General features: G+C 70.2%; 26 protein-coding genes and 2 pseudogenes. 13 read left to right on the forward strand and 15 right to left on the reverse strand.

Features of this window, described 5'->3' with window-relative positions; genetic code table 11:
• Positions 1–138: 138 nt before the first annotated feature.
• Positions 139–783, reverse strand: a complete 645-nt coding sequence (gene kstR, locus ACQ0O7_RS42685) for a cholesterol catabolism transcriptional regulator KstR (protein WP_430791631.1) — start codon at positions 781–783, stop codon at positions 139–141.
• A 102-nt stretch (positions 784–885) separates the two neighbouring features.
• On the opposite strand from kstR, the gene ACQ0O7_RS42690 reads away from it, so the two are divergent.
• From ACQ0O7_RS42690 to ACQ0O7_RS42720, 7 genes and pseudogenes are all read left to right on the forward strand, one after another.
• Entirely contained in the window at positions 886–1,848 is a 963-nt protein-coding gene (locus ACQ0O7_RS42690) for an acyl-CoA dehydrogenase family protein (RefSeq protein ID WP_430791632.1), read from the forward strand.
• Complete coding sequence (locus ACQ0O7_RS42695; RefSeq protein ID WP_430791633.1) at positions 1,833–2,969, forward strand: acyl-CoA dehydrogenase family protein; 1,137 nt, start codon at positions 1,833–1,835, stop codon at positions 2,967–2,969. Before ACQ0O7_RS42690 ends, ACQ0O7_RS42695 begins: the two co-directional genes overlap by 16 nt.
• A pseudogene (locus tag ACQ0O7_RS42700) lies at positions 2,930–3,766 on the forward strand (bifunctional MaoC family dehydratase N-terminal/OB-fold nucleic acid binding domain-containing protein); the annotation flags it as partial. The gene ACQ0O7_RS42695 and the pseudogene ACQ0O7_RS42700, both read left to right, overlap by 40 nt.
• A gap of 6 nt (positions 3,767–3,772) precedes the next feature.
• On the forward strand, positions 3,773–4,126 hold the full coding sequence (locus ACQ0O7_RS42705) for an acyl dehydratase (RefSeq protein ID WP_430791659.1): 354 nt from the start codon (positions 3,773–3,775) through the stop codon (positions 4,124–4,126).
• Complete coding sequence (locus ACQ0O7_RS42710; protein WP_430791634.1) at positions 4,123–5,280, forward strand: lipid-transfer protein; 1,158 nt, start codon at positions 4,123–4,125, stop codon at positions 5,278–5,280. Before ACQ0O7_RS42705 ends, ACQ0O7_RS42710 begins: the two co-directional genes overlap by 4 nt.
• An 18-nt stretch (positions 5,281–5,298) precedes the next feature.
• Positions 5,299–5,889 carry a hypothetical protein gene (locus ACQ0O7_RS42715; protein WP_430791635.1) on the forward strand — a complete coding sequence of 197 codons (591 nt, stop codon included), beginning with the start codon at positions 5,299–5,301 and terminating at the stop codon, positions 5,887–5,889.
• Positions 5,886–6,647, forward strand: coding sequence for a hypothetical protein (locus ACQ0O7_RS42720; protein ID WP_430791636.1), 762 nt, complete (start codon positions 5,886–5,888; stop codon positions 6,645–6,647). The genes ACQ0O7_RS42715 and ACQ0O7_RS42720 overlap by 4 nt, the downstream gene beginning before the upstream one ends.
• 7 nt (positions 6,648–6,654) lie before the next feature.
• Here the strand turns inward: ACQ0O7_RS42720 and ACQ0O7_RS42725 are convergent, their stop codons facing one another.
• From ACQ0O7_RS42725 to ACQ0O7_RS42745, 5 genes are all read right to left on the reverse strand, one after another.
• A complete protein-coding gene (locus ACQ0O7_RS42725; RefSeq protein ID WP_430791637.1) occupies positions 6,655–8,166 on the reverse strand; it encodes a flotillin family protein in 1,512 nt (503 codons plus the stop codon).
• A gap of 49 nt (positions 8,167–8,215) precedes the next feature.
• Entirely contained in the window at positions 8,216–8,734 is a 519-nt protein-coding gene (locus ACQ0O7_RS42730; RefSeq protein WP_430791638.1) for a hypothetical protein, read from the reverse strand.
• Between the two features lie 88 nt (positions 8,735–8,822).
• Positions 8,823–9,797, reverse strand: a complete 975-nt coding sequence (locus ACQ0O7_RS42735; RefSeq protein WP_430791639.1) for a glutamate ABC transporter substrate-binding protein — start codon at positions 9,795–9,797, stop codon at positions 8,823–8,825.
• Positions 9,794–11,050: a hypothetical protein gene (locus tag ACQ0O7_RS42740; RefSeq protein WP_430791640.1), complete on the reverse strand. Its 1,257-nt coding sequence runs from the start codon at positions 11,048–11,050 to the stop codon at positions 9,794–9,796. The genes ACQ0O7_RS42735 and ACQ0O7_RS42740 overlap by 4 nt, the downstream gene beginning before the upstream one ends.
• Before the next feature lie 154 nt (positions 11,051–11,204).
• Entirely contained in the window at positions 11,205–12,800 is a 1,596-nt protein-coding gene (locus ACQ0O7_RS42745; RefSeq protein WP_430791641.1) for an FAD-dependent oxidoreductase, read from the reverse strand.
• 81 nt (positions 12,801–12,881) lie between these two features.
• On the opposite strand from ACQ0O7_RS42745, the pseudogene ACQ0O7_RS42750 reads away from it, so the two are divergent.
• Positions 12,882–13,133: pseudogene (locus tag ACQ0O7_RS42750) on the forward strand (hypothetical protein); the annotation flags it as partial.
• A 1,168-nt stretch (positions 13,134–14,301) separates the two neighbouring features.
• On the opposite strand, the gene ACQ0O7_RS42755 reads toward ACQ0O7_RS42750, so the two are convergent.
• From ACQ0O7_RS42755 to ACQ0O7_RS42765, 3 genes are read right to left on the reverse strand one after another with little or no spacing between them, the layout of a single operon-like run.
• Complete coding sequence (locus tag ACQ0O7_RS42755) at positions 14,302–15,417, reverse strand: 2Fe-2S iron-sulfur cluster-binding protein (RefSeq protein WP_430791642.1); 1,116 nt, start codon at positions 15,415–15,417, stop codon at positions 14,302–14,304.
• A complete protein-coding gene (locus ACQ0O7_RS42760; protein ID WP_430791643.1) occupies positions 15,417–15,668 on the reverse strand; it encodes a hypothetical protein in 252 nt (83 codons plus the stop codon). The genes ACQ0O7_RS42755 and ACQ0O7_RS42760 overlap by 1 nt, the downstream gene beginning before the upstream one ends.
• Positions 15,665–16,786, reverse strand: coding sequence for a Rieske 2Fe-2S domain-containing protein (locus ACQ0O7_RS42765; RefSeq protein ID WP_430791644.1), 1,122 nt, complete (start codon positions 16,784–16,786; stop codon positions 15,665–15,667). The genes ACQ0O7_RS42760 and ACQ0O7_RS42765 overlap by 4 nt, the downstream gene beginning before the upstream one ends.
• An 87-nt stretch (positions 16,787–16,873) precedes the next feature.
• Between ACQ0O7_RS42765 and hsaA the strand changes: the two genes are divergently transcribed.
• The 4 genes from hsaA to hsaB are packed head-to-tail and all read left to right on the forward strand — an operon-like array spanning position 16,874 to position 20,348.
• A complete protein-coding gene (hsaA, locus tag ACQ0O7_RS42770; protein WP_430791645.1) occupies positions 16,874–18,040 on the forward strand; it encodes a 3-hydroxy-9,10-secoandrosta-1,3,5(10)-triene-9,17-dione monooxygenase oxygenase subunit in 1,167 nt (388 codons plus the stop codon).
• Between the two features lies 1 nt (position 18,041).
• A complete protein-coding gene (hsaD, locus tag ACQ0O7_RS42775) occupies positions 18,042–18,854 on the forward strand; it encodes a 4,5:9,10-diseco-3-hydroxy-5,9,17-trioxoandrosta-1(10),2-diene-4-oate hydrolase (RefSeq protein ID WP_430791646.1) in 813 nt (270 codons plus the stop codon).
• Positions 18,855–18,906: 52 nt separating this feature from the next.
• Positions 18,907–19,815: an iron-dependent extradiol dioxygenase HsaC gene (hsaC, locus tag ACQ0O7_RS42780; protein WP_430791647.1), complete on the forward strand. Its 909-nt coding sequence runs from the start codon at positions 18,907–18,909 to the stop codon at positions 19,813–19,815.
• A complete protein-coding gene (gene hsaB / locus ACQ0O7_RS42785; protein ID WP_430791648.1) occupies positions 19,812–20,348 on the forward strand; it encodes a 3-hydroxy-9,10-secoandrosta-1,3,5(10)-triene-9,17-dione monooxygenase reductase subunit in 537 nt (178 codons plus the stop codon). The genes hsaC and hsaB overlap by 4 nt, the downstream gene beginning before the upstream one ends.
• Here hsaB and ACQ0O7_RS42790 read toward each other — a convergent pair whose 3' ends face one another.
• On the reverse strand, positions 20,349–20,861 hold the full coding sequence (locus ACQ0O7_RS42790; protein ID WP_430791649.1) for an LURP-one-related/scramblase family protein: 513 nt from the start codon (positions 20,859–20,861) through the stop codon (positions 20,349–20,351).
• A gap of 97 nt (positions 20,862–20,958) precedes the next feature.
• Here ACQ0O7_RS42790 and ACQ0O7_RS42795 point away from each other — a divergent pair, with 97 nt between their 5' ends.
• Positions 20,959–21,540 (forward strand): Uma2 family endonuclease, encoded by a 582-nt coding sequence (locus ACQ0O7_RS42795; RefSeq protein WP_430791650.1) that lies wholly within the window; start codon positions 20,959–20,961, stop codon positions 21,538–21,540.
• Here ACQ0O7_RS42795 and ACQ0O7_RS42800 read toward each other — a convergent pair whose 3' ends face one another.
• The 5 genes from ACQ0O7_RS42800 to ACQ0O7_RS42820 form a co-directional block, all read right to left on the reverse strand.
• Positions 21,541–22,272 carry a glyoxalase gene (locus ACQ0O7_RS42800; protein WP_430791651.1) on the reverse strand — a complete coding sequence of 244 codons (732 nt, stop codon included), beginning with the start codon at positions 22,270–22,272 and terminating at the stop codon, positions 21,541–21,543.
• 475 nt (positions 22,273–22,747) lie between these two features.
• On the reverse strand, positions 22,748–23,128 hold the full coding sequence (locus ACQ0O7_RS42805) for a GNAT family N-acetyltransferase (RefSeq protein WP_430791652.1): 381 nt from the start codon (positions 23,126–23,128) through the stop codon (positions 22,748–22,750).
• Positions 23,129–23,216: 88 nt separating this feature from the next.
• Positions 23,217–23,849 (reverse strand): hypothetical protein, encoded by a 633-nt coding sequence (locus ACQ0O7_RS42810; protein WP_430791653.1) that lies wholly within the window; start codon positions 23,847–23,849, stop codon positions 23,217–23,219.
• A gap of 46 nt (positions 23,850–23,895) precedes the next feature.
• Positions 23,896–24,210 (reverse strand): hypothetical protein, encoded by a 315-nt coding sequence (locus ACQ0O7_RS42815; protein WP_430791654.1) that lies wholly within the window; start codon positions 24,208–24,210, stop codon positions 23,896–23,898.
• A 108-nt stretch (positions 24,211–24,318) separates the two neighbouring features.
• Entirely contained in the window at positions 24,319–24,750 is a 432-nt protein-coding gene (locus ACQ0O7_RS42820) for a hypothetical protein (protein WP_430791655.1), read from the reverse strand.
• Positions 24,751–25,228 lie beyond the last annotated feature (478 nt).

Consider the following 25,228-nt stretch of genomic DNA (forward strand, 5'->3'; position numbering starts at 1 on the left):
GCACACGATCGCCCGGCCGGGACCGTGTGCCACTTTCCGGCGCGCTTCGCGCCGGAGGTCGGCACGCGGTCGTCTAGGCGAGACCGTGTGCCGATTTCCGGTGCGAATCGCGCCGGAAAGTGGCACACGACCTGGAGCTCAGTTGGCTGACGGAGGGGAGAGCAGCAGGCGGGTGGCCAGTTCCAGGTGGTTGACGACGTCGTTCGCCGAAGCCCGCCGGGTCACCCAGGCCACCAGGTTGGACAGCCACACGTCACCGATCACCCGCGCCTTGGCCCGGTCGTCGGCGGTCGGCTCGGCGCCGTCGCCGGAGTGCATGGCGCGGGTGAACATCTCCTCCATCAGCCGCGCCACCGCGTTGACCTCGGCCGACGCGGACGGATCGGCGAACATGAAGGCACGCGTCATGGCCTCGGCCAGCAGTGGCTCCCGCTGCATGGCCCGGGTCATCCGGTTCAGGACGTAGAGGGTGCGATCGTACGGCGAATCGCCCGGAATGGGTTTGCGGCCCAGTTTGTCCTGGATGCCCTCGAACTCCAGCGCCAGCGCCGACACCAGCAGATGGATCTTCGACGGGAAGTAGCGGTAGAGCGTGCCCAGGGCGACGCCCGCCTTCTCCGCGACGGTGCGCATCTGCACCGCGTCGTAGCCGCCCTTGGACGCCAGCACCAGAGTGGCCTCCAGGATGCGCCGCCGCCTGTCGCGCTGGGCCGCCGAGCCCTGCTCGACCTCCGCACCGGTCAGGGTGGTGCGCGCGCTGGTACTCGTTCTCGCTGTTGCCATGGTCGCCCCTTCGCTGGTGAATCAAGCCTAGCAACGGCGCGTTGCGTGTTCGTGTCACCCGCCGGTGGCGGCGTCAAACTGAAACGTGTTCTAATCCGACGTATGGATTTTCGCCCGGACGAGACCCAGCAGGCGATCATCGATCTGGCCGCCGAGGTGCTCGACGGCGACGCCGGATGGGCCGGGCTCGGCAAGGCCGGTCTGCTCACCCTGGCGGTCCCGGAACGCCTCGGTGGCGCCGGACTCGGCATCCTGGAGACCGCACTGGTGCTCACCGAGATCGGGCGGCGCGCGATGGCCGGCCCGGCACTGTCCCACCTGGCGATCGGCGTGCCGCTGGTGGCGCGCTGGGGCGGCGAGAGGCAGCAGGACGACCTGCTCGACGGACGGACCCTCGGCCTGGCCGCCGCCGAACCCGGTGATCCACTCCCGTCGGCACCCCACACGGTGCTGGCCCGGGACGGCACGGTCAGCGGCGTGAAGACCGGGGTGATCACCGGCGACCGGATCCTGGTGACGGTCGACGGCCCCGGCGTCGTGGTGATCGACGGCACCGGGGCCGAGGACGGGGTGCTCCACCTCGACCGGGTGCCCGCCGAGCCGCTGGGAACCCGGGAGACCCACGACGACCTGCACCGGTACGCCGTCGCCGGCGCCTGTGTCCTGGGCGACGGCGCACTGGCCGGAGCCCTGGCGCTGACCGCTGAGCACGTGCGGACCCGGGAGCAGTTCGGCCGCCCGATCGCCACCTTCCAGGCCGCCGCCCAGCAGATCGCCGACGTCTACGTGACCGCCCGGACCCTGCACCTGGCCGTGCTCAGCGCGATCTGGCGGCTCGGCACCGGCCGGGACGCCGGCGACGACCTGGACGTGGCCGCGCTGTGGTTCACCACCGAGGCGCCGGCTGCCGCGCGCACCTGTCATCACCTGCACGGCGGGCTCGGGCTGTCGATCGAGTACCCGCTGCACCGGCACACCACGCTGATCCGGGACCTGGCCCGGTTCCTGGGCGGGAGTGAGCACCGGCTGAGCGGCTTGGGGGAGCGGCTGTGCACATCGAACTGACCGGGGAGCAGACGGCGCTGCGTGACGAGTTGCGGGCGTACCTGCGCACGGTGCTGACACCCGCCGACCGGCGGGTGCTGCTGCGGGAACGGCACGGGCCGGTGTTTCGTGACCTGGTCTCCCGTCTCGGCCGGGACGGCTGGCTCGGCCTGGGGTTCCCCGTCGAGTACGGCGGCCGCGGCCTCGGGCCCGCCGAGCAGCAGATCTTCGTCGACGAGACGGCCCGCGCCGACGTGCCGCTGCCCGCGGTGACCCTGCAGACGGTGGCGCCGACCCTGCTCGCCTACGGCACCGAGGAACAGCGCCGGTTCTTCCTGCCCCGGATCCTGGCCGGGGAGCTGCACTTCGCGATCGGCTACACCGAACCGGAGGCCGGCACCGATCTGGCCGCGCTGCGCACCCGGGCGGTGCTCGACGCCGGCGAGTACGTGGTGGACGGCCAGAAGACGTTCACCACCGGGGCGCACGACGCCGACTTCCTGTGGCTGGCCTGCCGGACCGGACCGGACCGCCACCGTGGACTGTCCATCCTGATTGTCGACACGGCCGATCCCGGATACACCTGGACGCCGATCATCACCTGTGACGGCAGCCATCACGTCAACACCACCTACCTGACCGGCGTACGGGTACCCCCGCACCGCCGGGTCGGGGCCGAAGGCGACGGGTGGCGGCTGATCACCACCCAGCTGAACCACGAGCGGGTGATGCTCGGCCCGGCCGGCCGGTTCGGGGCGCTGTACGACCGGGTGCGTGAATGGGCGTACCACAGTGGGGTGTGGGAACAATCGGACGTCCGCCGCGCGCTGGCCCGGACGCACGCCGCGCATCGCGTGAACCAGCTGCTCAACTGGCAGGTGATCGGGGACGCCCCGGGCCCGGCGGACGCCTCGGCCACCAAGGTCTTCTCGTCCGAGCGGCTGCTGCGGCTGACCCGGGAACTGTCCGAGACGGTGGCCCGGCACGGTGATCCCGGCGACCCGCTGACCGCCGAGCTGCTCGACTGGCTCGATCTGCACGAACGGCGGGATCTGGTGCTGACGTTCGGCGGCGGGGTCAACGAGATCCAGCGCGAGATCATCGCCGCAGCCGGGCTGGGCCTGCCGAGGGTGCCGCGGTGAGCGCCGAGTGGGCCGGGCGGGACCCGGTCAACCTGCCGATGATCCGCACCTGGCTGGAGGCGATGGGCGACGCCAATCCGGTGTACGAGCGGGACCGGGTCGCGCCGCCGGCGATGCTCCAGGTGTGGACCATGCGGGGGCTGGCGCCCGCGATCGCCGGTGATCCGCTGGGCGACACCTCGGCGGGGCTGGCCCGGGAGGGCTACGAGGGGGTGGTGGCCACCGACAGCGAGCAGACCTACCACCGCTACCTGCGGATCGGCGAGGAGGTCACGTACCGTAGCCGGCTGGAGTCGGTGGTGGGCCCGAAACGGACCGCCCTGGGCGAGGGCTTCTTCGTCACCACGGTCAGTACCTGGCTGGTCGGCGACGAGCCGGTCGGTGAGATGACGTTCCGGATCCTGCGCTACAAGCCGGAGCCGCGGCCGGCGACCGTACCGGCCGACGGGTTACGCCCGGTGATCACCCGGGACAACGCGTTCTTCTGGGCCGGCGCCGAGGCCGGTGAACTGCGTCTGCAACGCTGCGGCGAATGCGGGCAGACGCGCCATCCGCCCGGCCCGGTCTGCCCGGCGTGCGGATCCTTCAAACTGGGGTACGAGATATCGAGTGGCGTGGGCACCGTGCACAGCTTCGTGGTCCACCACCATCCGCCGGTCCCCGGACGGCGCGGCCTGTTGACCGTCGTGCTCGTCGATGTGGACGGGGTGCGGATGGTCGGCGAGTTCCGCGGCCCGCGCCCGGCGATCGGCGACCCGGTCCGGGTGTTCTTCGACGACGGGCTGCCGGTCTGGCGGGCCGACGTGCCGGTGCTCGAACCGTGGACCCTGCACGTCACCCCGACCCTGGTGGTCAGCACCGCGCTGGCCACCCGCGACCACCAGAACGTGCACCACGACCGGGACGCCGCGATCCGGCTCGGCAGCCGGGACGTCTTCCTCAACATCCTCACCACCACCGGCCTGGTGCAGCGGTTCGTCACCGACCGGCTCGGTTCGCACGTCACGATCCGCGAGATCAAGATCCGATTGGGTACGCCGTGCCACGCGTACGACACCCTCACCTTCACCGGCCAGCAGTTCCCGCACGGGATCGAGGTCGTCGGGCGTACCGCAAGCGGGGTGCACGTCTCCGGCGTCGTGGCGGTGGCCCGATGATCACCCGGACCACCGCGATCGTGGGGATCGGGGCCACCGAGTTCTCCAAGGACTCCGGCCGCAGTGAGCTGCGCCTGGCGGTCGAGGCGATCCGGGCCGCGCTGGACGACGCCGGGCTCACCCCCGCCGACGTGACCGGCCTGGTCACCTTCACCATGGACGCCAACAGTGAGATCGCGGTGGCCCGGGAGCTGGGCGCCGGGGAGCTGACCTTCCTGAGCCGTATCGGGTACGGCGGCGGCGCCGCCTGCGCGGTCGTGCAGCAGGCGGTGCTCGCGGTCAGCGCCGGGATCGCCGACGTGGTGGTCTGCTACCGGGCCCTCAACGAGCGGTCCGGCCGCCGGTTCGGGCAGGCGTTCGCCTCACCGGACGCCGACGCCGGCTGGCACCTGCCGATGGGCCTGGCCACCCCGGCCGCCCAGGTCGCCATGGTGGCCCGTCGCTACCTGCACGACTTCGGGGCGAGCACCGACGACTTCGGGCGGGTCGCCGTCGCCGCCCGCCGGCACGCCGCCACCAACCCGCGCGCCTGGTTCCATCAGCGGCCGATCACCCTGGACGAGCACCGGGCGTCCCGCTGGATCGCCGAACCGCTGCGGCTGCTGGACTGCTGCCAGGAGAGCGACGGCGCTGTGGCGGTCGTGGTGACCTCGCTGGACCGGGCCCGGGACCTGCGGGCCGCCCCGGCGGTGATCGCGGCCGCCGCCCAGGGCAGCGGGGCCGGGCAGTACGTGATGACCAGCTACTACCGGACGCCGGTGGCGGCACTGCCGGAGATGGGCGTGGTGGCGCGGCAGCTGTGGGGCCGGTCCGGTCATCGGCCGGCCGACGTGCGGACCGCGGTGCTGTACGACCATTTCACCCCGTACGTGCTGATGCAGTTGGAGGAACTCGGCTTCTGCGACCGCGGTGAGGCCCGGCACCTGATCGCCGGCGGTGGCATCGAACTGGGCGGCCGGCTGCCGGTCAACCCGCACGGCGGCCAGCTCGGGGAGGCGTACATCCACGGCATGAACGGCATCGCCGAGGCGGTCCGGCAGGTCCGTGGCACCGCGGCCAACCAGGTCCCGGGCACCGGGCCGGTCCTGGTCACCGCCGGAACCGGGGTCCCGACCAGCGCTCTTCTCCTGGAACCGGTGGATGAGCACCCCTAGCTGTGGTGACATCTATGGGTGAAGAGTGCCGCGGTCGTGCTGGTGACGCTCGTGCTGGTCACCGGCTGCACGGGCGACGGACCGGCGCCGGACGCCCCGGCACCGGCCTCTGCTTCTGCCGGCGGGGAGCCGGCCGCCGAGGCGGAGGACCCGGCCGGATCGCTGGCGAGCGTGGGGGAGAACGGGGACTGGGACGTCTTCATCGAGGAGTGCGAGAACCCGGAACAGGAGGCGATGGTGCAACTCGTGACACTCGGCGACGTGACCGGCGACGGCACCGCCGACGCCCTGGTGGCCCGCACCTGCGACGCGTCCACCTCCTACTTCCCGTCGACGATCGAGGTCTTCGACGGGGCCTCCCCGGCGGCCGGGGCCGAGCGGGTCGGCAAGCCGATACTGACCGACGTCGGGCCCACCGACCAGCCGTGGGTGACCGGGATGACGGTGAAGGACCAGGTGGTGACGGTGACCGCGCACGGCACCGGCAGTGACGACAGCAACTCCTGCCCCAAACTCGAGCTCACCTACCGCTACCGGCTCCAGGGCACCGCCTTCGAGCAGGTCGACCGGGCCGCGGTGAAGTCCGCCGCCTGCCTCGACGTGTCATGACCGCCGCGGCCTACCTCGGTGACATCGCCCGGCGGCTGGCCCCGCTGGCCGACCCGGCCGCCGACGCCGAACTGACCGCCCTGCTGGCCGCGGTCAGCGTCCCCTCGGCCGGACTGTCGGCCCGGGTGGACGACGGCCGGATCATCGTCGACCTGCCGGCCTTCGGCCCGTCCGGCGACCGGGCGGTACAGGCCGCCGCGGAGTCGGCGGTGCGGGAACTCACCCGCCAGCTCGGCCTGCCGGAGGGCGGCGGATTCGACCGGGACGAGCGGGACCTGCACCCGGCGAAGGCCCGGCTGCGGGCCGGGCACTGGGCGGTGGTCCTGGCCGTGGTGTCCGGCGGCGACGACGCGCCGGTGCTCGTCGAGGTGTCCTTCGCCTACGGCGCCGACCTGCCGAAACGGCTGGCCCAGCTGACCGGGCCACCGGCCGGGCACGCGCCGGTCGACTGGGACAAGGTGACCACCCGGATCGGTGTCGAACTGCCCGCCGACTACCGCTGGCTGCTCGACCGGTACGGCACGAAACCGATCGGGGACCGGGTCGTCCTGTTCGAGCCGTCGACCCTGCGGCGGCCGATCGCCGGGCCGATGTTCCCGCTCGGCGACTACCACCAGATCCTGCCGGTGGCCGCCACCGTCGAGGGTGACGAGGTCGCCTACGTGCTGGACTGGGAGATCTCCGGCCTGCGGATCGGCGGCCGGAACTACGACACCGGCCTGCTGCAACACCTGGTGGTGTCGCTGGCAGGCCGGTGACGTCCGGTCAGTCCTGGGCCTTGGCCTCGACGGCCGGCTGGTCGCCGTTCAGCTTCGCGCCGGCACCCAGCTTGGACAGCAGCCCGGTCAGGTCGATACCGGTCAGGTCACTGCCGATCTGCAGGCCCTGCGCGACGTTGCCGGCCACCGACTTGGTCAGCGAGGTGGCGCCGTCGGTGGAGATGACGGTCAGTTTGTCGACGTTGCCGAGCGGGGCGCTGGCCGCCTCGACCACCTGCGGCAGCACCTTCACCAGCAGGTCGATGACGGCGGCGTCACCGTACGCGGCGAACGCCTCGGCCTTGCGGGCCATCGCCTCGGCCTCGGCCTGACCCTTGGCCAGGATCGCGGCGGCCTCGGCCGCACCCTCCCGCTCGATCGCCTCGGCGATCGCGGACCGGCGGCCCTTCTCGGCCTCACCCTCCTTGACACCCTCGATCGCGTTGGCGTCGGCCAGCGCGGCACGGCGGGCCCGCTCACCCTCACCGGTCAGGCGGGCCTGCTCGGCCTGGGCCTGCGCACCGGCGATGGTGGCCTGCCGCTGCGCGTCGGCGTGCAGCACCGCGGCGCTGCGGGCCGCCTCGGCCTCCTGCTCCACCCGGTACCGTGCGGCGTCGGCCGGCTTGCGCACCTCGGTGTCCAGCTGACGCTGCTTCAGCTCGGCGTTCTGCTCGGCCACCTTCTGCTGCTCGGCCAGGATCTTCTGGTCCCGCTCGGCCTGCGCCAGCGGGCCGGCGGCGGCCGACTGGGCCTTCGCCGCGTCGATCTCGGCCTGGATGGAGGCCTGCTTCAGCGACAGGTTCCGGTTCGCCTCGGCGATCGCCTCCTCGGCCAGCAGCCGCTCCTGCTCGGCGGCCTGCCGGGCCCGGGCCTCGGCGATGGCCGCGTCCTTGAGCACCCGGGCGGCCTCCGGACGGCCCAGATCCTGCAGGTACGAGCCCTCGGCCACGATGTCCTGCAGCTGGAACGTGTCGAGCACCAGACCCTGGTTGGTCATCGAGTGCTCGGCCTCCTCGGCGACCGCGCTGGCGAACGCCGCCCGGTCCCGGATGATCTCCTCGATGGTGAGGCGGCCGACGATCGACCGCAGCGCGCCGGCGAGCACCTCACGGGTGAAGTCCTCGATCTCCGACTGCTGGTGCAGGAACCGCTGCGCGGCGGCCCGGATCGCGCCCTCGGTGCCGCCGACCTTGACGATCGCCACACCGTGCAGCTCGGTGCGGATGCCCTGCTTGGACACCGCGCCCTTGATGCCGACGTCGATACGGCGGCTGGACAGGTCGAGGGACTGCAGCTTCTGCACGATCGGCAGCACGAACACCGAGGCGCCCATGACGACCTTCTGCCCCGACAGGTCGGTGCTGCTGGTGCCGTCCAGGCCCTGGGTGGTCTTGCCCTTGCGGCCGGTGATGATGAAAGCCTCGTTCGGCCCGGCCACCTTGATCCGGGACAGCACGAACACGACGACCAACACGATCAACAGCACGCCACCGGCGATCGCGTACAACAATCCAGACATTGAGGCCTTCCCGATTAGTGGGGTGTGTTTCGACCTTTGAGGAGGTTTTTCAGGGAGTCTTCTCGACGACGACACTGGTGTCGCTGGGCGCCTCGATCACGAAGACCTCGGTGCCGGTGGGGAGGGCGTGGTCGGACCGCGCGTAGACCTTGACCGGCTGGCCGCCGAACTGTAGCCGGACCTCGCCGTAACCGGTGCCGGCCGGGACCGAGGTGACCACCACACCGAGCGAACCCACCAGGTTCTCCCGTTGCGGGGTGGCGTCGGTGCGCATGTCGCGGGCGGCCCGGGAGAGGCGCCACGCGAGCCAGGCGGCGGGCACGGCGGCCAGCGCGCCGATCGCGACAGCGATCGAGATCACCGCGGCGGTACGGGCCCCGAGCAGCTCGGACGCCGCGGCTCCGGCGAAACCGAACGCTCCGAGGAAGCCGGCCACCACTTCGAGCGACACCGGGCCACCGGCGTCCGGATGCCCGAAATGCAGTAGTTCGCCACCGAGCAGCGCCAGCGCCAGGACCGCCGCGGCCACGCCGCCGATCACCAGGAACACCACAGTCGCCGTCAGCACCCGGCCATCCTTCCCGTCCGTCCGGTCATCGACCGGTCGCGTCAGGGTAGTCCAACCCGGCCACCCGTGTTGTCCGCCATACGACCTGTCATCGCTGGTAAACCGCCACCGGTGGGTCGGCCGGACCCAGCCGGTCCCGGAGCCAGCGGTCGTAGACACGCGTCCAGGTGCCGTCGGCGCGCATCCGATCCAGAACCCCGTTAACAAAACGGACCATGTCCGGCTTGTCCTTCGGGATGCCGATTCCCGCAGGTTCGTCGGACACCGGCTTTCCGACCACCTCGGTGGCCGGATCCTGCGCGGCCAGCCCGGCCAGCAGGATGTCGATCGTGGACACCGCGTCCACCTGGTGCTGCTGCAACAACACCAGACAGTCCAGGGTGCTGTCGGTGCTGACCGGGATGAGATCACCCGGCTGCTCGTCGATGGTGACGATGCTGGTGCTGCCCCGGGTGGCGCACACCTTCTTCCCGGCCAGGTCCGGGAAGTCGCGGATCTTGTCGGCCTTGCGCACCAGCAGCCGCTGGCGGGAGGCGATGTACTCGGTGGAGAACGACACCTGCTGCCACCGCTCACAGGTCATCGTCATGGTCCGGATCACCATGTCCACCTGGTGGTTCTCCAGCACCGGGATCCGGTCCGCGGTGGTGATCGCCCGGAACTGCACCCTGCCCGGATCACCGAACAGCGCCCGCGCCATCTCCCGGGCCATGTCGATCTCGAAACCGGCCAGCTCACCGGTCGCCGGATCACGGAACCCGAACAGATAGGCGTTCTGATCGATGCCGACCACCAGCCGCCCGTTCGCCACGATCGTCGCCATCGTGCTCCCGGCCGGCATCGCGCCCGGCTTCGGCAGTGCGCCCCGCGGGCGCAGGCTGGCCCGCGGATCACAGGTCGGCACCGGCCCCTTGCTCGGCACGTCGGCCGGATCCTGCACGTTCAGCGGCCGGGGCACCCGCGCGGTGGCGTCCGCCGGAACCGGCCGGACCTCACCGGGCGCCCCACACCCCGCGGTCAACAGTGCGACCACCAGCGCACCGGCGGTGATCCTGGATCTCATCGGTACTCTCCGATCCTCGGCCGGAACCCCGCCCCGACAGCCGCCACCAGCCCGCCGGTCAACACCACCAGCCCCGCGGCCAGCCCGGTCAGCGCGCCACCGGCCCGCCCCGCCTGCCGCTCCACCCGCTCATTGCCGGCATCCAGCGCCCGGAGCAGGCTGTCGTCCAGCCGGGCGAACACCGCGGGCAGCGCCTCCGGCCCGTCCGCGGTGGCCAGCTCGACCGCCCGGTTCCAGTCGCCGCCGTCATCCGCCGCCCGCACCTCGTCATGCAGCACCCGCCAGCGGACCGCCGCGTCCCGGGCCTCGCCGATCAGCGGCCGGTCATCCGACGGCGCCCGGGCCAGCGCGCGGGCGAACAGGCCACCCGTGCCGTCCCGGCCGATCAGCTCGTCCATCCGGGCCGCGAACGTCTTCTCGAACTCCGCCCCACCACCCCGCGCCACCAGGGTCAGCGACTCGTTGGCGCGCGCCTGCAACGAGGCCCGGCCGGCGTTCGCCAACAGCTCCACCAGGGCGGTGCCGTCCCGTCGCCCGGTGTCCAGCCGCCGCCCCGACACCCCCAGCGCGATCACCGACCAGAGCAGGGCCAGGGCCACCACCGCGCTCGCCGCCACCAGACCCAGGTTGAGGATCCGGCGGCTGCGCCGGGCCAGCAGCACCTGGGCGGCCACCAGCGCCACCACCAGCAGCACCGTCATCAGGGTCGCCGCCCACGGGAAACCGGCCGCCTCCTCCTGCTCGCCGGCCAGATGCTCACTCGTCCGGTCGAGGACACCCGCGGCGGCCGGCAGGATCGTCTGCTGCATCAGGCCCGACGCCTCCCGCAGGTAGGCCCCGCCGAGCGGCACCCCCAGCCGCTGATTCGCCCGCGCCGTCTCCACCAGGCCGGTGTAGACCGGCAGCTGATCGGCGACCACCCCGAGCCGGGCCGCGTTCTCGCCGTCGGCGTCCCGCAACGCCACCGTCAGGGCCGCGGTCGCCCGCGCCACATCGGTCAGATAGCGATCCCGCAGAGTCGCCGACTCGCCCTCGGTGGCCAGGAACGCGGTCGCGGCGGTGGCGTCCGCGTCCGCCAGCGCCCGGTAGAGGGTCTGCGCGTCCACACTGACCGGTCCGCTCACCCCGGCCACGTCGGTGATCAGGGCGGACCGGCCGCGCACATCCCCGAACGCCGCCGCCCCGGCGAGCACACCGAGAGCCACCAGTCCGGCGGCTGTCAGCCAGTACAGCCGTGGGGTACTGATCCGCACGCTCACCCCCGTTGTGAGATCCACATGAGACACACACGCTGTGAAACGACAACGTCACGATAGGAAGTCGAGTCCAGTGGTCCCGATCCGGGTCCTCCAACAGCGGCGCCCCTAGGACGACCTCCGCATGTCGATCGGTACGGACCGCCACGCCTCAGCTGTCCCGGCTGCCGGCCGGACCGCCCGCGCGAATGTCCACCGCGGCCAGAAAGCCGAACGTCAGCGCCGGTCCCAGGGTGGCCCCGGCGCCGGCGTAGCCGCGGCCCATCACCGAGGCCGAGGTGTTTCCGGCCGCGTACAGGCCGGGGATCGGGGTGCCGTCCGCGCGCAGCACCCGGGCCCGTTCGTCGGTGCGCAGCCCGCCCTTGGTGCCCAGGTCGCCGGGGATCAGCGCGAACGCGTGGAACGGCGGGCGTGACAGCGGGCCCAGGCACGGGTTCGGGCGCTGCCGCGGGTCGCCGTAGTAGCGGTCGTACGCCGATTCGCCCCGCCCGAAGTCCTCGTCCCGCCCGGTCGCCGCGAACCGGTTGAACCGGTCGACGGTCCGCCGCAGCTCGCCGGCCGGCACGCCGATCCGGGCGGCCAGCGTTTCCAGGCTGCCCGCCCGGTGGGCCACACCCGCGTCGTACCAGCGGCGCGGCAGTGGCGTGCGCGGACCGTGACCGGCGAACAGGTAGCGGTCACGGTACGTGCGGTCGGCGATCAGCCAGGTCGGCCGGTGCGGGCCGGTGCCGGTGCGGCCGAGGACGGTGTGCACGAAGTCGACGTACGGCGCGGCCTCGTTGACGAACCGGCGGGCGGTGCCGTCCACGATCAGGCTGCCCGGGAGGTTGCGTTCGGCCAGGCAGAAGAAGGGTCCGCCGGTCAGCGGCAGGGCCGGACCCCACCACGCCTCGTCCATCAGGTCCACCGCCGCCCCGAGCCGTTGGCCGGCTTCGATCGCGGTGCCGACGTTGGTGGCGGCGCCGACCGTTCCGCCCGTACCCAGATCGTGGTGTCTGCGGCGAAGCCGCTCGTTGTGGTCGAACCCGCCGGCGGTCAGGATCACCCCGCGCCGCGCCCGCAGCGCCGTCGAGCCGCAGCGGATGCCGGTGACCCGCCCGCCCGCGGTGACCAGGCCGGACATCGGCGTGCCGAGCAGCACCGGAACCCCGGCCGCCCGCAGGCCCGCCCGCAGCCCGGCGGCGAGTGCCTGCCCCATCGTCAGCCGCCGCCCGCGCAGCCGCCCGGCCATCAGTCTCGCCACCGTCCACACCGATCGCGGATGCCGCAGCCCCAGTGACAACCAGCGATAATCGGCAGCCGTCACGGCCATTCCGCTCGGCGCGGCCCGATAGGGCGGGGCAAGATCTTCAAGATCGATTTGCGGTACGCGTAACGGCCTCGGTTCCACGGTGCGCCCCTCGGCCAGTCCACCGGGCGCTTCGGGGTGATAGTCGGGATAGCCGGGCACACGGACGAACTCCAGCGGCGTGTGTCTCCGGACGAACTCCAGCACCGCCGGCCCGTGCTCCAACAGCGCGTCCCGTCGCGCCGCCGGCACCTCATCGCCTGCAACGTGTTTCAGATAGGTGGCCGCTTCCGGTCCCGGCATCCACAGGCCGCCACCGGAGCGGGCCGTCGAACCGCCGTACTTCGCCGCGGACTCCACCACGACCACGCTCATGCCCAGGTGTGCGGCGGCCAGTGCGGCGGTCATGCCGGCCGCGCCGCTGCCGACCACGACGACGTCGTACTCCTCCTCGGTCATCACTAGAACAGGTTATAGTTATCCCGCCTTTTCCGGGGAGGGCTCGTGGACGTCGTGGTGGTCGGTTTCGGCGCGGCCGGGGGGTTGTGCGCGGTCGGCCGTACCGCGGTGGGGATCTGCTCGGGCTCCTATGTCAGCGGCCTGTCGATAGCCGACTGCGTCTTCTCCGGCCGCCGCGCCGGCCACAACACGGCCCAGTCATCACCCTCCGCATTCGCTGCTCCACCACCGTCCGCTTCTGCCTCCTCGCCACCGTCGGTGCCTACCGCTCCTCCGCCCTCCGTTCCCCCGTGGTCGAGGTCAGACCGTGTGCCGACTTTACGGCTCGAATAGGACCCTGATGGTTGATTGGTTCGCGGGCGGGTCAGACCCGGTCCCATGACGTTTCCGCAGGTGAACCCCCTCCCGATCCGCCAACGTGGGCACCTGCCCCGAGCCCATCGGACTTCGGACTCGGACCTCGGACCTCGGACCTCGGACCGCCCCCAGAGCGCGCGATCGCGGATGCGCGCACGAACGCCGGCGCGCATCTGAGATCGCGGGGTTGTGTGTTGGTATCGGTGCTGAGTGCCCGATCATGACTCACGCCATCCGGAATGTGATCGCCTGCCGGGCTCGGGGAGTCTTGTTCTTGGCTGCTGGCCCGCTCCTCGCGGTCAATTCCCCGTGCGCGTGTCCACTTCCGGCCCTATCCTCGGCCGATCTTGGTGGTTTTACCACCTTTTCGAGCCTTGCTCTCGGCCGCCTGATCACTCGCGGTCAATCCCTCGCGCGGGCGACCCGCTCAGCTGAGATCTTGGCGAATTTACCACCGTTTTAGGTGGTAAATCCGCCAAGATCGGCCGGGGCGGAGCTGGAAGGCGGACAATCGTGCGCGAAATTGACCACGAGCGGGCCAGCAGCCGAGAAGAAGGCTTTTTCCGGTGGTAAAAATGCCAAGATCGCCGCTGGGCGACTCGCTCGCGCGAGGGATTGACCGCAAGTGATCAGGTAGTCGAGAAAAAGGCCCCAAGGCGCCGATGGGGGCACACAAGGGCTGATCGTGAGCAGGCGCCGTGCCGCGGGCTTTGGAGCAACAGCGGAACGGCTTCGAAGCAGCGGAACGGCGGAACGGCGGAACCGCTTTGAAACGGCTGAATGGCTTTGGGACGGCGGTGGAACGGCGGAACGGCTTCGAAGCAGCGGAACGGCGGAACGGCGGAACCGCTTTGGAACGGCTGAATGGCTTTGGGACGGCGGTGGAACGGCGGAACGGCTTCGAAACAGCGGAACGGCTTCGAAGCAGCGGAACGGCGGAAACGGCGGAACCGCTTTGGAACGGCGGAACGGCGGAATGGCTTCGGAACGGCGGAATGGCTTTGGGGCGGCGGCTCGGGGGTGGGGTGACCGGTGACGGGACGCATCGGCCCGGCGGTCGCGTGACGGTCGGGAGGCCGGGGTCACCTCGCGGGGACGATGCGGGGCATCGTGGTTCGGCGAAGGGGCCGTGGAACGTACCAGATCAGTAGTATGTAACCGCGACCCGATCACTCACCGCGACCGCCTGGCAGGCCAGGATGTAACCGTCGGCGAAGTCCTCCTCGTCCAGGATCTCGTTGTTGATCAGGGTGACCTCGCCGCTGATCAGGCGTACCGCGCACGCCCCGCACTGTCCTTGCCGGCACGAGTAGGGCGGGTTCAGCCCGGCGTCGATGATGACGTCGAGTAGTCGCCGCCCGGCCAGCCACGGCAGCACATGGGATTGCCCGTCGATCTCCACCTCGGCGGTCGCGCCGGGTGCGGCTGCATCGGGACCGCTGAGAGCGGTCGCGCCGGGAGCGGTCGCATCGGGCGCGCTGAGAGCGGGCGCGCCGGGAGCGGTCGCGCCGGGAGCGGTCGCGCCGGGCCCGCTGAGAGCGGTCGCATCGGGCTCGGTGGAAGCGTTCGCCTCCGGCCTGCTGAGTGCGGGGGCGTCGGGCCTGCTGAGAGCGCCGGAGGCTGGTTCGAGTTCGAATCGTTCGATCCGGATGCGGGATTCGGGGACGCCGGCCATCCGCAGCGCCTTCTCCGCGACCGCCACGAAAGGCTCAGGACCACAGACGAAAGCTTCCCGATCGGTGTACGGGTGAAGCAGCTCCCGAAGATCGTCGGCGGTCGGCACCCCACGTTCGCTGTCCAGCCAGTGCATCACCGGCAGGAGGGCGTCCAGTTCGGCCCGGAAGATGATCGACTCGGCGTTCCGGTTGGCGTACAGCAGCGCGGGGGTTCTCCGCAGTGATTTGACGATCCCCATGATCGGGGTGATGCCGGAGCCGCCGGCCAGCAGCAGCAGTTCGTCGTCGAGCGAGGTGGGGTGGAACGTTCCGGCCGGCCCGGCCATGTCCAGGGTGTCGCCGGCCCGGACGTGGTCGGCGATCCAGTTGGAGACCCGGCCGCCGGTCATCCGTTTCACCGTGATCTTCGGCGGTTCGCCGGTGCCGGGTGCGCTGGCCAGCGAGTAGCAGCGGGCTCCGGCCGGGGTCCGGACCGTCAGGTACTGCCCGGGGCGGTAGTCGAGGTCGGCGTCCAGCACCAGCGAACACGCGTCGGCGGTCTCGGTGATCACCGCGGCGACGCGGACCGGGCGGAAGTCGGGCATCAGCTCACCTCCAGGCGTCCCTCACGGATGGCGCGGTCGAGGCTGTCGCGCAGTGCCGGGCAGGTCGGCACGAGCGCGGGCGGCCGGTCTCCGGCGAGGGTGGTGAGCCGTTCGCAGGACGGCCCGGACCACTGCACGCTGGTCTGCATCTCGCTGCGCCGCCCGGCCCGCACCGGTTGACCGCAGGTGTCGCAGGGGATCGGGACGAGTCCGCCGTCGAGGTGGTCCCGGAGTTCGGGGGTGGCCGTCATGAAGCGGCGGCCTGGTTGGCGGCGACCTCGGCCTCCCACGTCTGGACCGCCCGGGTGGTGTCGACTTCGAACTCGTAGCGGGCCACCATGTCGTCGGTGACCGCGTCGACGTCCACGTAGAACTGCTCGTACCACCGGCGGAGCTGGTAGACCGGCCCGTCCTCGGCGCAGAGCAGCGGGTTGTCGATGCGGGTCTTGTTCTTCCAGATCTCCACGTCCTGCAGGAAGCCGACGCCGATGCCCTTGGCGAATCTGCCGGCCGCGCGGGCCGCCTGCTCGGTGGTGAGGCCGGGCAGGCGTTTCATGATCACGCCCCACTGGAGGACGAACGAGTCGGGCGTGACCGGATAGTGGCAGTTGATCAGCACCGACTCGATCTCGATGCCGTTCCAGTCGTTGTACAGGTAGTCGATCATGTAGGACGGCCCGTAGTACGCCGCCTCGGACCGCAGCGTCGAGTCACCGGACTGTTTGGCGCTCATCGGCACGTCGGGGCGCGGCCGGGTCCGCAGGAACTGTGCCGCCACGTGGCCCTCCATCACGTTCTTGAAGAACGTCGGGAAGGCGAAGTGGATGTAGAAGAAGTGGGCCATGTCCACCACGTTGTCGATGATCTCGCGGCAGTTGGCGCCGTCGATGCGCACCGAGTCCCAGGTCCAGTCGCTCCACTCGTCGGAGAACGCGCCCTCGATGCGCGGGATCGCCACCTCCGGGGGTGGCGGATTGCCCTGCGGATCGTTCCAGACGAACAGCTGACGGTTCTGCTCACAGGTGGTCCAGGACCGGGTGCGGGCCCGCATCGGGATCCGGTGCGCGTAGGGCACCTCGACACACCGGCCGTCGCCCCGCCACCGCCAGTCGTGGAACGGGCAGGCGATGGTGTCGCCCTTGACGGTGCCCTGGGTGAGGTCGCCGCCCATGTGCCGGCAGTAGCCGTCGAGCACGTGCAGCTCGCCCCGGGAGTCCGCGAAGACCACCAGTTTGGTGCCGAACGCCTCGATCGCGTGCGGCCGCCCGTCCCGGAACGTGCCGGCCAGGCCCAGGCAGTGCCACCCCCGGGCGAACCTGGCGGGCGGCCGCCCGGCGTCGATGCTGCGCGGTTGCTGGCTGATGCTCATTCACCGCTCCTGGTCCTGGGTTCTAGGTAGAACGTGTTCTAGTATAGGGGGCGCTCGACACGCGGCCAACCAGCCTGGAGGGATCTCATGGAAGCGGTCCTCGCCGGAGTTCGAGAACTGTTACCTGTTCTGCGCGACCGTGCACAGGAGACCGAGGACCGCCGCGCGCTGGCCCCGGAGACCGTGAAAGCCCTCGCCGAGACCGGCTTCTTCCGCCTGCTGCAACCGGCCCGGTTCGGTGGCCACGAGGCGCACCCGCTGACCTTCCTCACCGGGGTCCGCGAGATCGCCTCCGCCTGCGGGTCCACCGGCTGGGTCGCCTCGGTGATCGGGGTGCACGCCTGGCAGCTCGCGCTCTTCCCGGACCGGGCCCAGCAGGACGTCTGGGGCGGCGACACCGGCACCCGGATGTCGTCGTCCTACGCCCCGACCGGCCGGATCGAGCGGGTCGACGGCGGCTACCGGGTCACCGGCCGCTGGAGCTTCTCGTCCGGTTGTGATCACGCCACCTGGGTGCTGCTCGGCGGCATCGTCCCACCCGGCGACGACGGCACACCGGCCGACTTCAAGACCTTCCTGCTGCCGGCCGCCGACTACACCATCGAGGACGTCTGGCACACCGTCGGGCTGCGCGGCACCGGCAGCAACGACATCGTCGTCGACGGCGCGTTCGTGCCCGAGCACCGGTCGCTCAGCTTCAACGACACGTCCCGCTGCCGGTGCCCCGGGCAGGAGCAGAACCCCGGGCCGCTCTACCGCATCCCGTACGCGTCGATCTTCTCCTATGCGATCACCACCCCGATCATCGGCATGGCGACCGGCGCCTACCGCGCGCACGTCGACCACATGCGCGAACGGGTCCGGGCGTCCTACGCCGGGGTCAAGGCCGCCGAGGACCCACACTCCCAGGTGCGGGTGGCCGAGGCGGCCGGCGACATCGACTCGGCGTGGTTCGCGCTGGAGGCGGACATGCGCGAGCTGATGGACCTGACCACCGCCGGCACCAGGTTGCCGATGCCGTTGCGCCTGCGGGTCCGCCGCGATCAGGTCCGCGGCACCGAGCTGGCGATCCGTGCCGTCGACCGCCTCTTCGAGAACTCCGGCGGCCGGGCACTGCGCACCGGCACCCCGATCCAGCGGTTCTGGCGCGACGCCCACGCCGGCCGGGTCCATGCGATCAACGACCCGGAGCGGGCCCTGTCCATGTTCGGCCGCGGCGAGTTCGGCATGCCGCTCAACGACGCGATGGTGTGACATGACGCTCGCCTTTCACCGCGACGGCGCCGGGTCCCCGGTGGTCCTTCTGCACGGCGGCGGCCCGGGTGCGTCGGCCATGAGCAATTTCGGCCGTACGATCCCCGCCCTCGCCCCACACTTCGACGTCCTCGCGGTGGACCAGCCCGGGTACGGCGGATCGGTCGGCGACTCCATCACCGGGCAGTACTTCACCCACGCCGCCACCGAACTGGCCGCCCTGCTCGACAAACTCGGCATCGACCGGGTCGACCTGATCGGCAACTCACTCGGCGGCGGCACGGCCGTCCGGTTCGCGCTCGACCACCCGGCCCGAGCCCGCCGGCTGCTGCTGATGGGTCCCGGCGGACTGTCGCTGAACGTTTTCGCCGCCGACCCCACCGAGGGCGTGAAGCGGCTCGGAGCCTTCGGCCGTGACCCGAGCCGGGCGAGGCTGGCGGCCTTCCTGCGTACCCTCGTGTTCGATCCGTCCTTGATCACGCCGGAACTGATCGACGAACGATTCCAGGCCGCCGGCGATCCCGCCGCCCGGCGAGCGATGCGCGAGATGGGGCTGTCCTTCAGCGACCCCGCGACGTACGAGCAAGGGCTCCTGTGGCGGGACGCCCACCGCCTCCACCACGAGACCCTCCTGGTCTGGGGCCGTGAGGACCGGGTCAACCCCCTCGACGGCGCGCTGGTCGCCCTGAAGATGCTGCGCAACGCCCGCCTGCACGTCTTCGGCGGCTGCGGCCACTGGGCCCACCTGGAGAAATTCGACGAGTTCAACCGCCTGGCCATCGACTTCCTCCTCACCTCTTCGTCCTCTGACTGAGCTATCGCGGCCGACGCGCCGAACGGTTCATGATCCCGAGAGGGGACCGCCCGTGAGCAATATCATCCGATCCCTCGGCTACCTCCGCGTGGAGGCCACCGACCTGCCCGCCTGGCGCGACTTCGGCGTCAAGGTGCTCGGCATGACCGACGGCCGCGGCCCCGACCCGCGGGCCGTCTACCTGCGGATGGACGACCTGCCCGCCCGCATCGTGGTGGTGCCCGGCGAGCGCGACCGGCTGGCCGCCTCCGGCTGGGAGCTGGCCGATCCGGCCGCCCTGACCCGGCTCACCGGCGTACTGGAGGAGGCCGGCATCGCTGTCGAACCGGCCGCCGCCGCCGAGCTGGCCGACCGCCGCGTCTCCCACCTGATCAGCGTCGACGACCCGTCCGGCAACCGGCTGGAGTTCTTCTGCGGCGCCGCCCTGGACAGCCGGCCGGCGATCAGCTCGTACGGCACCCGGTTCGTCACCGGCGACCAGGGCATGGGCCACATCGTGCTGCCGGCCCGCGACGACGAGGCGTCGCTGCGGTTCTGGACCGAGGTCCTCGGGTTCCGCCTGCGCGACACGATGCGCCTGGTCCCGGAACACCTCGGCATGCCGCCGAGTGACACCCCGCTGTGGATGCGGTTCCTCGGCTGCGGCCCGCGGCACCACAGCGTGGCCCTGGCGCCGATCCCCGCGCCGTCCGGCCTGATCCACCTGATGATCGAGACGGAGACCCTGGACGACGTGGGCCTGGCCATCGACAGGTGCGCCCGGAACAAGGCCCCGATGATCTCCACGCTGGGCCGGCACGCCAACGACGGGATGATCTCCTTCTACGTACGAACCCCGAGCGGTTTCGACATCGAGTACGGCTACGGCGGCCGGACCGTCGACGACGGCACCTGGATCGCCCGGCACACCACCGCGCACAGCGTCTGGGGCCACCGGTTCCTCACCGGCGGCGGCCATTGAGATCCCGCTTCCGGCACGTGTTCGGCCACTTCGGCACGGGCGTCACCGTGATCACCACGGTCGACGGTGCCGGCCCGGCCGGGTTCGCCTGCCAGGCGTTCGCGCCGCTGTCCCTGGACCCGCCGCTGGTGCTGTTCTGTCCACAGGCCGGCTCGGCGACCTGGCAGCGGATCCGGGCGGCCGGTATCTTCGGCGTGAACGTGCTCGCCTCCGACCAGCGCGACGTCTCCCGGCTGTTCGGCACCCGCGGCGCCGACCGGTTCGCGACCGTCGGCTGGACACCCGCGCCGTCCGGTGTCCCCCTGCTCGACGGGGCACTGACCTGGGCGGACTGCCGGGTGGAGGCGGTGCATCCGGGCGGCGATCACGCCATCGTCACCGGCCGGGTGACCGCCCTCGGCCAGTGCCGCGACATCACCCCGCTGCTGTTCCACCGCAGTCGTTACACCACGACCACCCCGGCTTCCCCGTACGAGGAACCCGAAGTGGTCGACACGTTACTGTCCTGGCCACGGCACACCGACTGGATCTGATCAGTCCTCGTCGCGTTCCGTCTTCTCCTTCTTCTCCTCGGCCCGCTCCAGCGCCAGATCCAGGGCCAGCACACTGCCGATGATCAGCAGCGGGTCGACCCCGTCGGCGACCTTCACCGCGTACGTGTCCCGGATCGTCAGCCACCTCTTCGACACCGAGGCCACCTCGACGTCGCCCAGCTCGATCACGTACTCGTGGTCCAGCAGGTCGCCCTTCATCTCCAGGTCGTCCGGCCCCGGCACGTCGATGGTGAACTTGTCCCGGAACGGGGTGAACAGCTTCTTCTTGACCTCGGCCGCCTTCTCCCCACCGATCCGGATCTCGTAGGTCGGCCGCAGCGCGACCAGATGCCGGTGCACCGACGCCACCTCTTCCCCGGCCGCGTCCTCGATGACCACCCGCCCACGCGGGCTGAGCACCTTGCCGTCCACGTGGTAGACCTTCGCCCCGTGCTCATCCAGCACGTCGAAGTCGTCGCCGATGGAAAAGAACTTCTCCCTGATCACGAACATGCCCCGATTCTCCGCCACGCCCGGTGATCCGGCGACCCACCCGGTCAGCCGGTAGGCTGCACGATGAGGCATTCCGCTCGGGGAAGGGGTAGGGTCCATGAGCCCCGAACCGGTAGCTGAGTGGCGCTGGCCACCGACGGACAGTTATACCGCAGATGATCTGGACCGGATTCCCGGACTTCCCCCTCATTCCGAGCTCATCGACAGGCTTCTCGTCGTCGTGAGTCCGCAGAAGGACGCACATTCCGTTCTGGTCGACGTGCTGCTACAGGGCTTGCGGGCCAGTGCACCTCGTGATGAGTTTCGAGTTCGGCGTGGGATGTCCGTCGTTCTGGGCCCGCGGAACCGGCCAGAGCCTGACTTGATCGTGCTGCGAGCCGACGCGGTCGATGCGCGGAGCCGGACCTTCTACCCGGCGGACGCGGTGGTGCTGGCCGTCGAGGTGGTGTCACCGGAGTCCGAGGAATGTGACCGGAAATGGAAGCCTCAGCTGTATGCCCAGGCCGGTATTCCGTTCTTCTGGCGGGTGGAGGACCCCGACGGTGATCCCGTGGTCTACGCCTATGAGCGTGATCCGGCGAGTGGCACCTATGGTCTGCTCGGGATCTTCCACGAGCGGATCACCCTGGTGGCGCCGTTCAAGATTGACATCGACCTGACCGGTATCGATCAACTCTGATCAGCTGAGCCACGGCTCGAGGAGACCGGGGTCGGCGACGTACCCGGTCACCTGGTCCCGTTCCTCCGGGGTCAGGGACAGTTTCTGTAGACGGGTGCCCCACTCCGGCACCCGGTCCGGGTCGTTCAGGTGGGTGCAGAGTTCGATCAGGGCGGCCAGCGCCATCGCCTGGTGCACGGTGGAGGCGGTGTCGCCGTGGCGGCGCAGGCCGGAGTTCAGGGCGCGGTAGGCGGCCAGGTCGTCGGTTTTGAACTCGCGCAGCACCCGGGCGTTGTCGAGGACCTTGGCCAGCCCGGTGAGCTGCTTCGATCCGCCGTACTCCGGCTGTGGTTCGTTCCGGCGAATGAAGATGATCGAGTTGCCGGACGGGTCGATCACCGAGAACCGGGTGGCGCCGGGACGGAACCGGGTGATCCGGGGGAGACCCTTGCCGAGCACTTTGCCGTACGCCGCACGCATGGCCTCGGTGAAGTGCCGGTGGTAGGGCGCCACCGCGTCCACCATCACCATGCATCCGCCGGTGTGTTCCCGGGTCGGGTCGAGCCCGTCCGGCCCCGACCCGTAGTGCAGGTCGACGTTGCTCCAGCGGAAGGCCAGGTAGACGTACGGCCGGCGCTGTTCCCAGGTGGTGGCGAACCCCAGCGCCCGCCAGAACGCCAGCATCGCCTCCGGATCCACACAGTGCAGCAACGGAACAATCGACTCATTGGCCAGGACAGACTCGTCGCTCATCGGCGGCACCTCGTCACTCGGAGTTCGTTCTGAGGTGCCCGAGTCTTCCGCAGACCCGGACCGCAACGCACATGACTTGGCACAGATAGCCCCTGATCAGGGCGTTGTCAGCACCTCGTGGGCCGCAACATCGACAGTCGGCAGCCGTGCGCGCCCCGGCAACGTTGAGTGATAGCGCAGCCGAACCTGATCGACGAGATCACGCCGTTCATGAAGGGCGGGCAGCCGGCACCGGCATCCCGCCCTGCCGTAGTGCCCAGGGCCCCGGCAAAGTCCTAAATGAGGCCGAGAAGTGCCAGTGGCCGGATGCTGTCGCGGGCGTGGTGGCGGTTGGCGGCGGTGATGTTGGTGGTTCCGGCTGCTCGTAGCCCTGTATTTCATCAGGGACACCTGCTACCGCGAGGACGACTCCCGGATACGGACCCGGTCCGGGCCCCGCATCCTGGCCTCCCCGCGCAACCTGGCGATCAACGCCCTACGACTGGCCGGCCGCATCGACATCACCGAAGCCACCCGACGGGCCAGCCGCGAGATGACCAGGCCGTTCACCATCCTTCGCCTCACCCGATGATGTTGAAACGGCCGTGAGTTCCAGACGCTCCCGGGCCTCGACATGCTTGCGCGACAAGCCTCCACGCCCGACACACTCACCGGTCGCACGGTGGTAGGCCATCCACTTGTGAACCCCGTCCACCGACCACGAACGAGCGAGCCTGGCGACCTCCCGCTCCACTCGTTCGCGCGACCAAGGGCCGTACCACTGGGCCACCGCCGGAGCGAGATACAAAGCCAGCAGGTCATCGGCGTGCCTGACGCCGATCGGTTCCAGACGAAAGCCGAGCGGTCGGCGCTTCACTCTGCGTCGGCCGTCGGTGCGTCCGGTGCCTGGTCATCGCTCCGCTCGCCAGTCCTTCGGCAAGCGACGGCCAGCAGACATCGAGATGTCACCAGAAGTCGATCAGGCCGCCGTCCACGGCGAGCGAACAGGCGCGGGTGAAGGCCTCGAAGGTTTCGCCGTACCACTCGTATGGCGGCCGGTACATCGGCGAGTGTTCCCGGAAGTCTGCCAGCAGATCTCCCGCGGCTTCCGACCCGATGGTGCCCTCGCAGTCGGAGAACCAGATCAACTCGTAGAACGGGCCATCCGGGTCCAGTGCCGGATTGAACTGCTTCTGCAGATCAGCCCGCCAGTACCCGTACCCGGTACACGAACCTGACCAGGCCTCGAACTCCTCCGTCTGCGCAGTGGTGGCGTAGCACCCGCCAGTGAGGAACTCACCTTGGCCGACAACAGGAATCCCTCGGAACGACGCCGAGAAAGCAGTCTGGGTGTAGGCCGGGAGATGGCCCTTCTCGGAGCAACACAAGACGTGCTCGGGGATCATGCGATTGGCATAACCCGCATTATGTTCATCCTTCAGACAACACGTGACGTGTGCACCGACGTACGCCAGCCTGCTGTAGGCCTCGACGACCACGCCCAAGGTTCCCGCCTCCCAAGCGATTTCGCTAACAGTATCGCCAGCCGGCACCACCGATGAAGGACCGCAGTCGTGGAACGTGCTCAACTGCCGCATGGCGCGTTCCTCCAGCAGCCCGCGTCACCGTCGGGCAGCGACTTGCCTACCGGGGGCCGGTGACGTCGCTTTCAGGAACGCGAAAGACGCTGCGACCGTTTTGGTCCTGGATGTGGAAGTGCAGCCGTACGAGGACGGACGGGAAGTCGGCAGCGTCCTGGTGACGTTCCAGCACGTCGCACGGAACATCGATCTGGGAGGGGATCTCCGGCTCGGTAGGTGGCTGCTCATCTGAGAGAAGAACGGGAACCTTCTCAAGGATGGCGGTCGTGGTCCCGTCCGCCTCGCGGAGTCGCATTTCAACCCAGCCGGGCCACTCAGCCTCGATCCGACGTACGGCCTCGACTTTGACGTAGTTCACGCGGCCTATGGTCGACCGCGCTGCGCCGGGCGGCAACATCGTTACTCAAGCCCGCACTCAACTGCCACATGTCACGGCGTAGGCGTGGCTGGACCGGTTGTGCGTGGGCTATTTCGTGCGGTGACCGGCTGCCGGGTCGCAGACTTTCCACGAGCCCTGTTCTTTGCGGAAGACCAGTGTCACCGGGTCGGTCATGGCTGGGCGGGAGATCGTGGCGCGGGCCTCGTCTCCGGCGACGGCGGTGTCCGAGACGGTGACCGGCGACAGTGAGACGGTGAGGTCGAATCTGCCGGGGTCGGTCTCGTCGCGGCCGTCGACGTCACGCATCGCGGTGAGCTCCCGTGCACAGACCAGGCCACGGATCACCTGCCGGTCGTCACGGTCGACGGCCAGCACGAACTCCTCGACGGCATTGCGGATCTCGTCGGCGTCCTCGCCCCGCCCGTCATGGTTCTCCCGCAGCAGGAGATATCCGCCGGCTCCGATCACCCCGACGGCGAGAAGCGAGGCCACACCGGTGATTCGTGCGTTTGTCGACATGTCTCCCCTCCTGATGATCGAAATATAGTCGGCCGGGCGTAATGGCTCCCCGACTGACATGGCCGAGCGGGCCGGTGCCGCGGGCTCCTGAGTCGGCCGCGCTTGACGTGGCGGGGTCAGGTTGCCGTTACCCGCGCTGATACGCGACCAGACAACCTCAGCCGATAGTGAGACAGTCGAGAGACTGCACCACGGTCAGCCGGCCGTGAGCGGCGACGGACACCCGCATCATCGCGCTGGCGAGGTGGCTGAGGTTGTGTCAGGGGTTGCGCATAGCCTGGCCATGTCCGCACAGAACGTGACCGATTTGGCCGCTGTGAAGGAGTCTCATGAGCCGTGTCATCGTTCAGCAGTGGGTTTCCGTCGACGGATTCGTCGCCGGGCCCAACGCAGGGTCATTGCGTTCTGGGGTAACTGCTGGTCACAGCGGTGATGAGGTCGTGTGATCGGCGGTCGGCGCGTCGGTTGGCACGGGCGA

Source organism: Actinoplanes sp. G11-F43 (assembly GCF_050589265.1).
GTDB lineage: Bacteria > Actinomycetota > Actinomycetes > Mycobacteriales > Micromonosporaceae > Actinoplanes.

What these genes read in the sequence shown, in the direction of transcription:
- ACQ0O7_RS42800 (WP_430791651.1), bottom strand. Translation starts at nt 22,272, where the DNA reads ATGAGCGACGAGTCTGTCCTGGCCAATGAGTCGATTGTTCCGTTGCTG.
- hsaD (WP_430791646.1), top strand. Translation starts at nt 18,042, where the DNA reads ATGACGCTCGCCTTTCACCGCGACGGCGCCGGGTCCCCGGTGGTCCTT.
- ACQ0O7_RS42720 (WP_430791636.1), top strand. Translation starts at nt 5,886, where the DNA reads ATGACCGCCGCGGCCTACCTCGGTGACATCGCCCGGCGGCTGGCCCCG.
- ACQ0O7_RS42755 (WP_430791642.1), bottom strand. Translation starts at nt 15,417, where the DNA reads ATGCCCGACTTCCGCCCGGTCCGCGTCGCCGCGGTGATCACCGAGACC.
- ACQ0O7_RS42690 (WP_430791632.1), top strand. Translation starts at nt 886, where the DNA reads ATGGATTTTCGCCCGGACGAGACCCAGCAGGCGATCATCGATCTGGCC.
- ACQ0O7_RS42820 (WP_430791655.1), bottom strand. Translation starts at nt 24,750, where the DNA reads ATGTCGACAAACGCACGAATCACCGGTGTGGCCTCGCTTCTCGCCGTC.
- ACQ0O7_RS42760 (WP_430791643.1), bottom strand. Translation starts at nt 15,668, where the DNA reads ATGACGGCCACCCCCGAACTCCGGGACCACCTCGACGGCGGACTCGTC.
- ACQ0O7_RS42810 (WP_430791653.1), bottom strand. Translation starts at nt 23,849, where the DNA reads ATGCGGCAGTTGAGCACGTTCCACGACTGCGGTCCTTCATCGGTGGTG.
- ACQ0O7_RS42710 (WP_430791634.1), top strand. Translation starts at nt 4,123, where the DNA reads ATGATCACCCGGACCACCGCGATCGTGGGGATCGGGGCCACCGAGTTC.
- ACQ0O7_RS42790 (WP_430791649.1), bottom strand. Translation starts at nt 20,861, where the DNA reads ATGTTCGTGATCAGGGAGAAGTTCTTTTCCATCGGCGACGACTTCGAC.
- hsaA (WP_430791645.1), top strand. Translation starts at nt 16,874, where the DNA reads ATGGAAGCGGTCCTCGCCGGAGTTCGAGAACTGTTACCTGTTCTGCGC.
- kstR (WP_430791631.1), bottom strand. Translation starts at nt 783, where the DNA reads ATGGCAACAGCGAGAACGAGTACCAGCGCGCGCACCACCCTGACCGGT.
- ACQ0O7_RS42735 (WP_430791639.1), bottom strand. Translation starts at nt 9,797, where the DNA reads ATGAGATCCAGGATCACCGCCGGTGCGCTGGTGGTCGCACTGTTGACC.
- ACQ0O7_RS42795 (WP_430791650.1), top strand. Translation starts at nt 20,959, where the DNA reads ATGAGCCCCGAACCGGTAGCTGAGTGGCGCTGGCCACCGACGGACAGT.
- ACQ0O7_RS42745 (WP_430791641.1), bottom strand. Translation starts at nt 12,800, where the DNA reads ATGACCGAGGAGGAGTACGACGTCGTCGTGGTCGGCAGCGGCGCGGCC.
- ACQ0O7_RS42765 (WP_430791644.1), bottom strand. Translation starts at nt 16,786, where the DNA reads ATGAGCATCAGCCAGCAACCGCGCAGCATCGACGCCGGGCGGCCGCCC.
- ACQ0O7_RS42725 (WP_430791637.1), bottom strand. Translation starts at nt 8,166, where the DNA reads ATGTCTGGATTGTTGTACGCGATCGCCGGTGGCGTGCTGTTGATCGTG.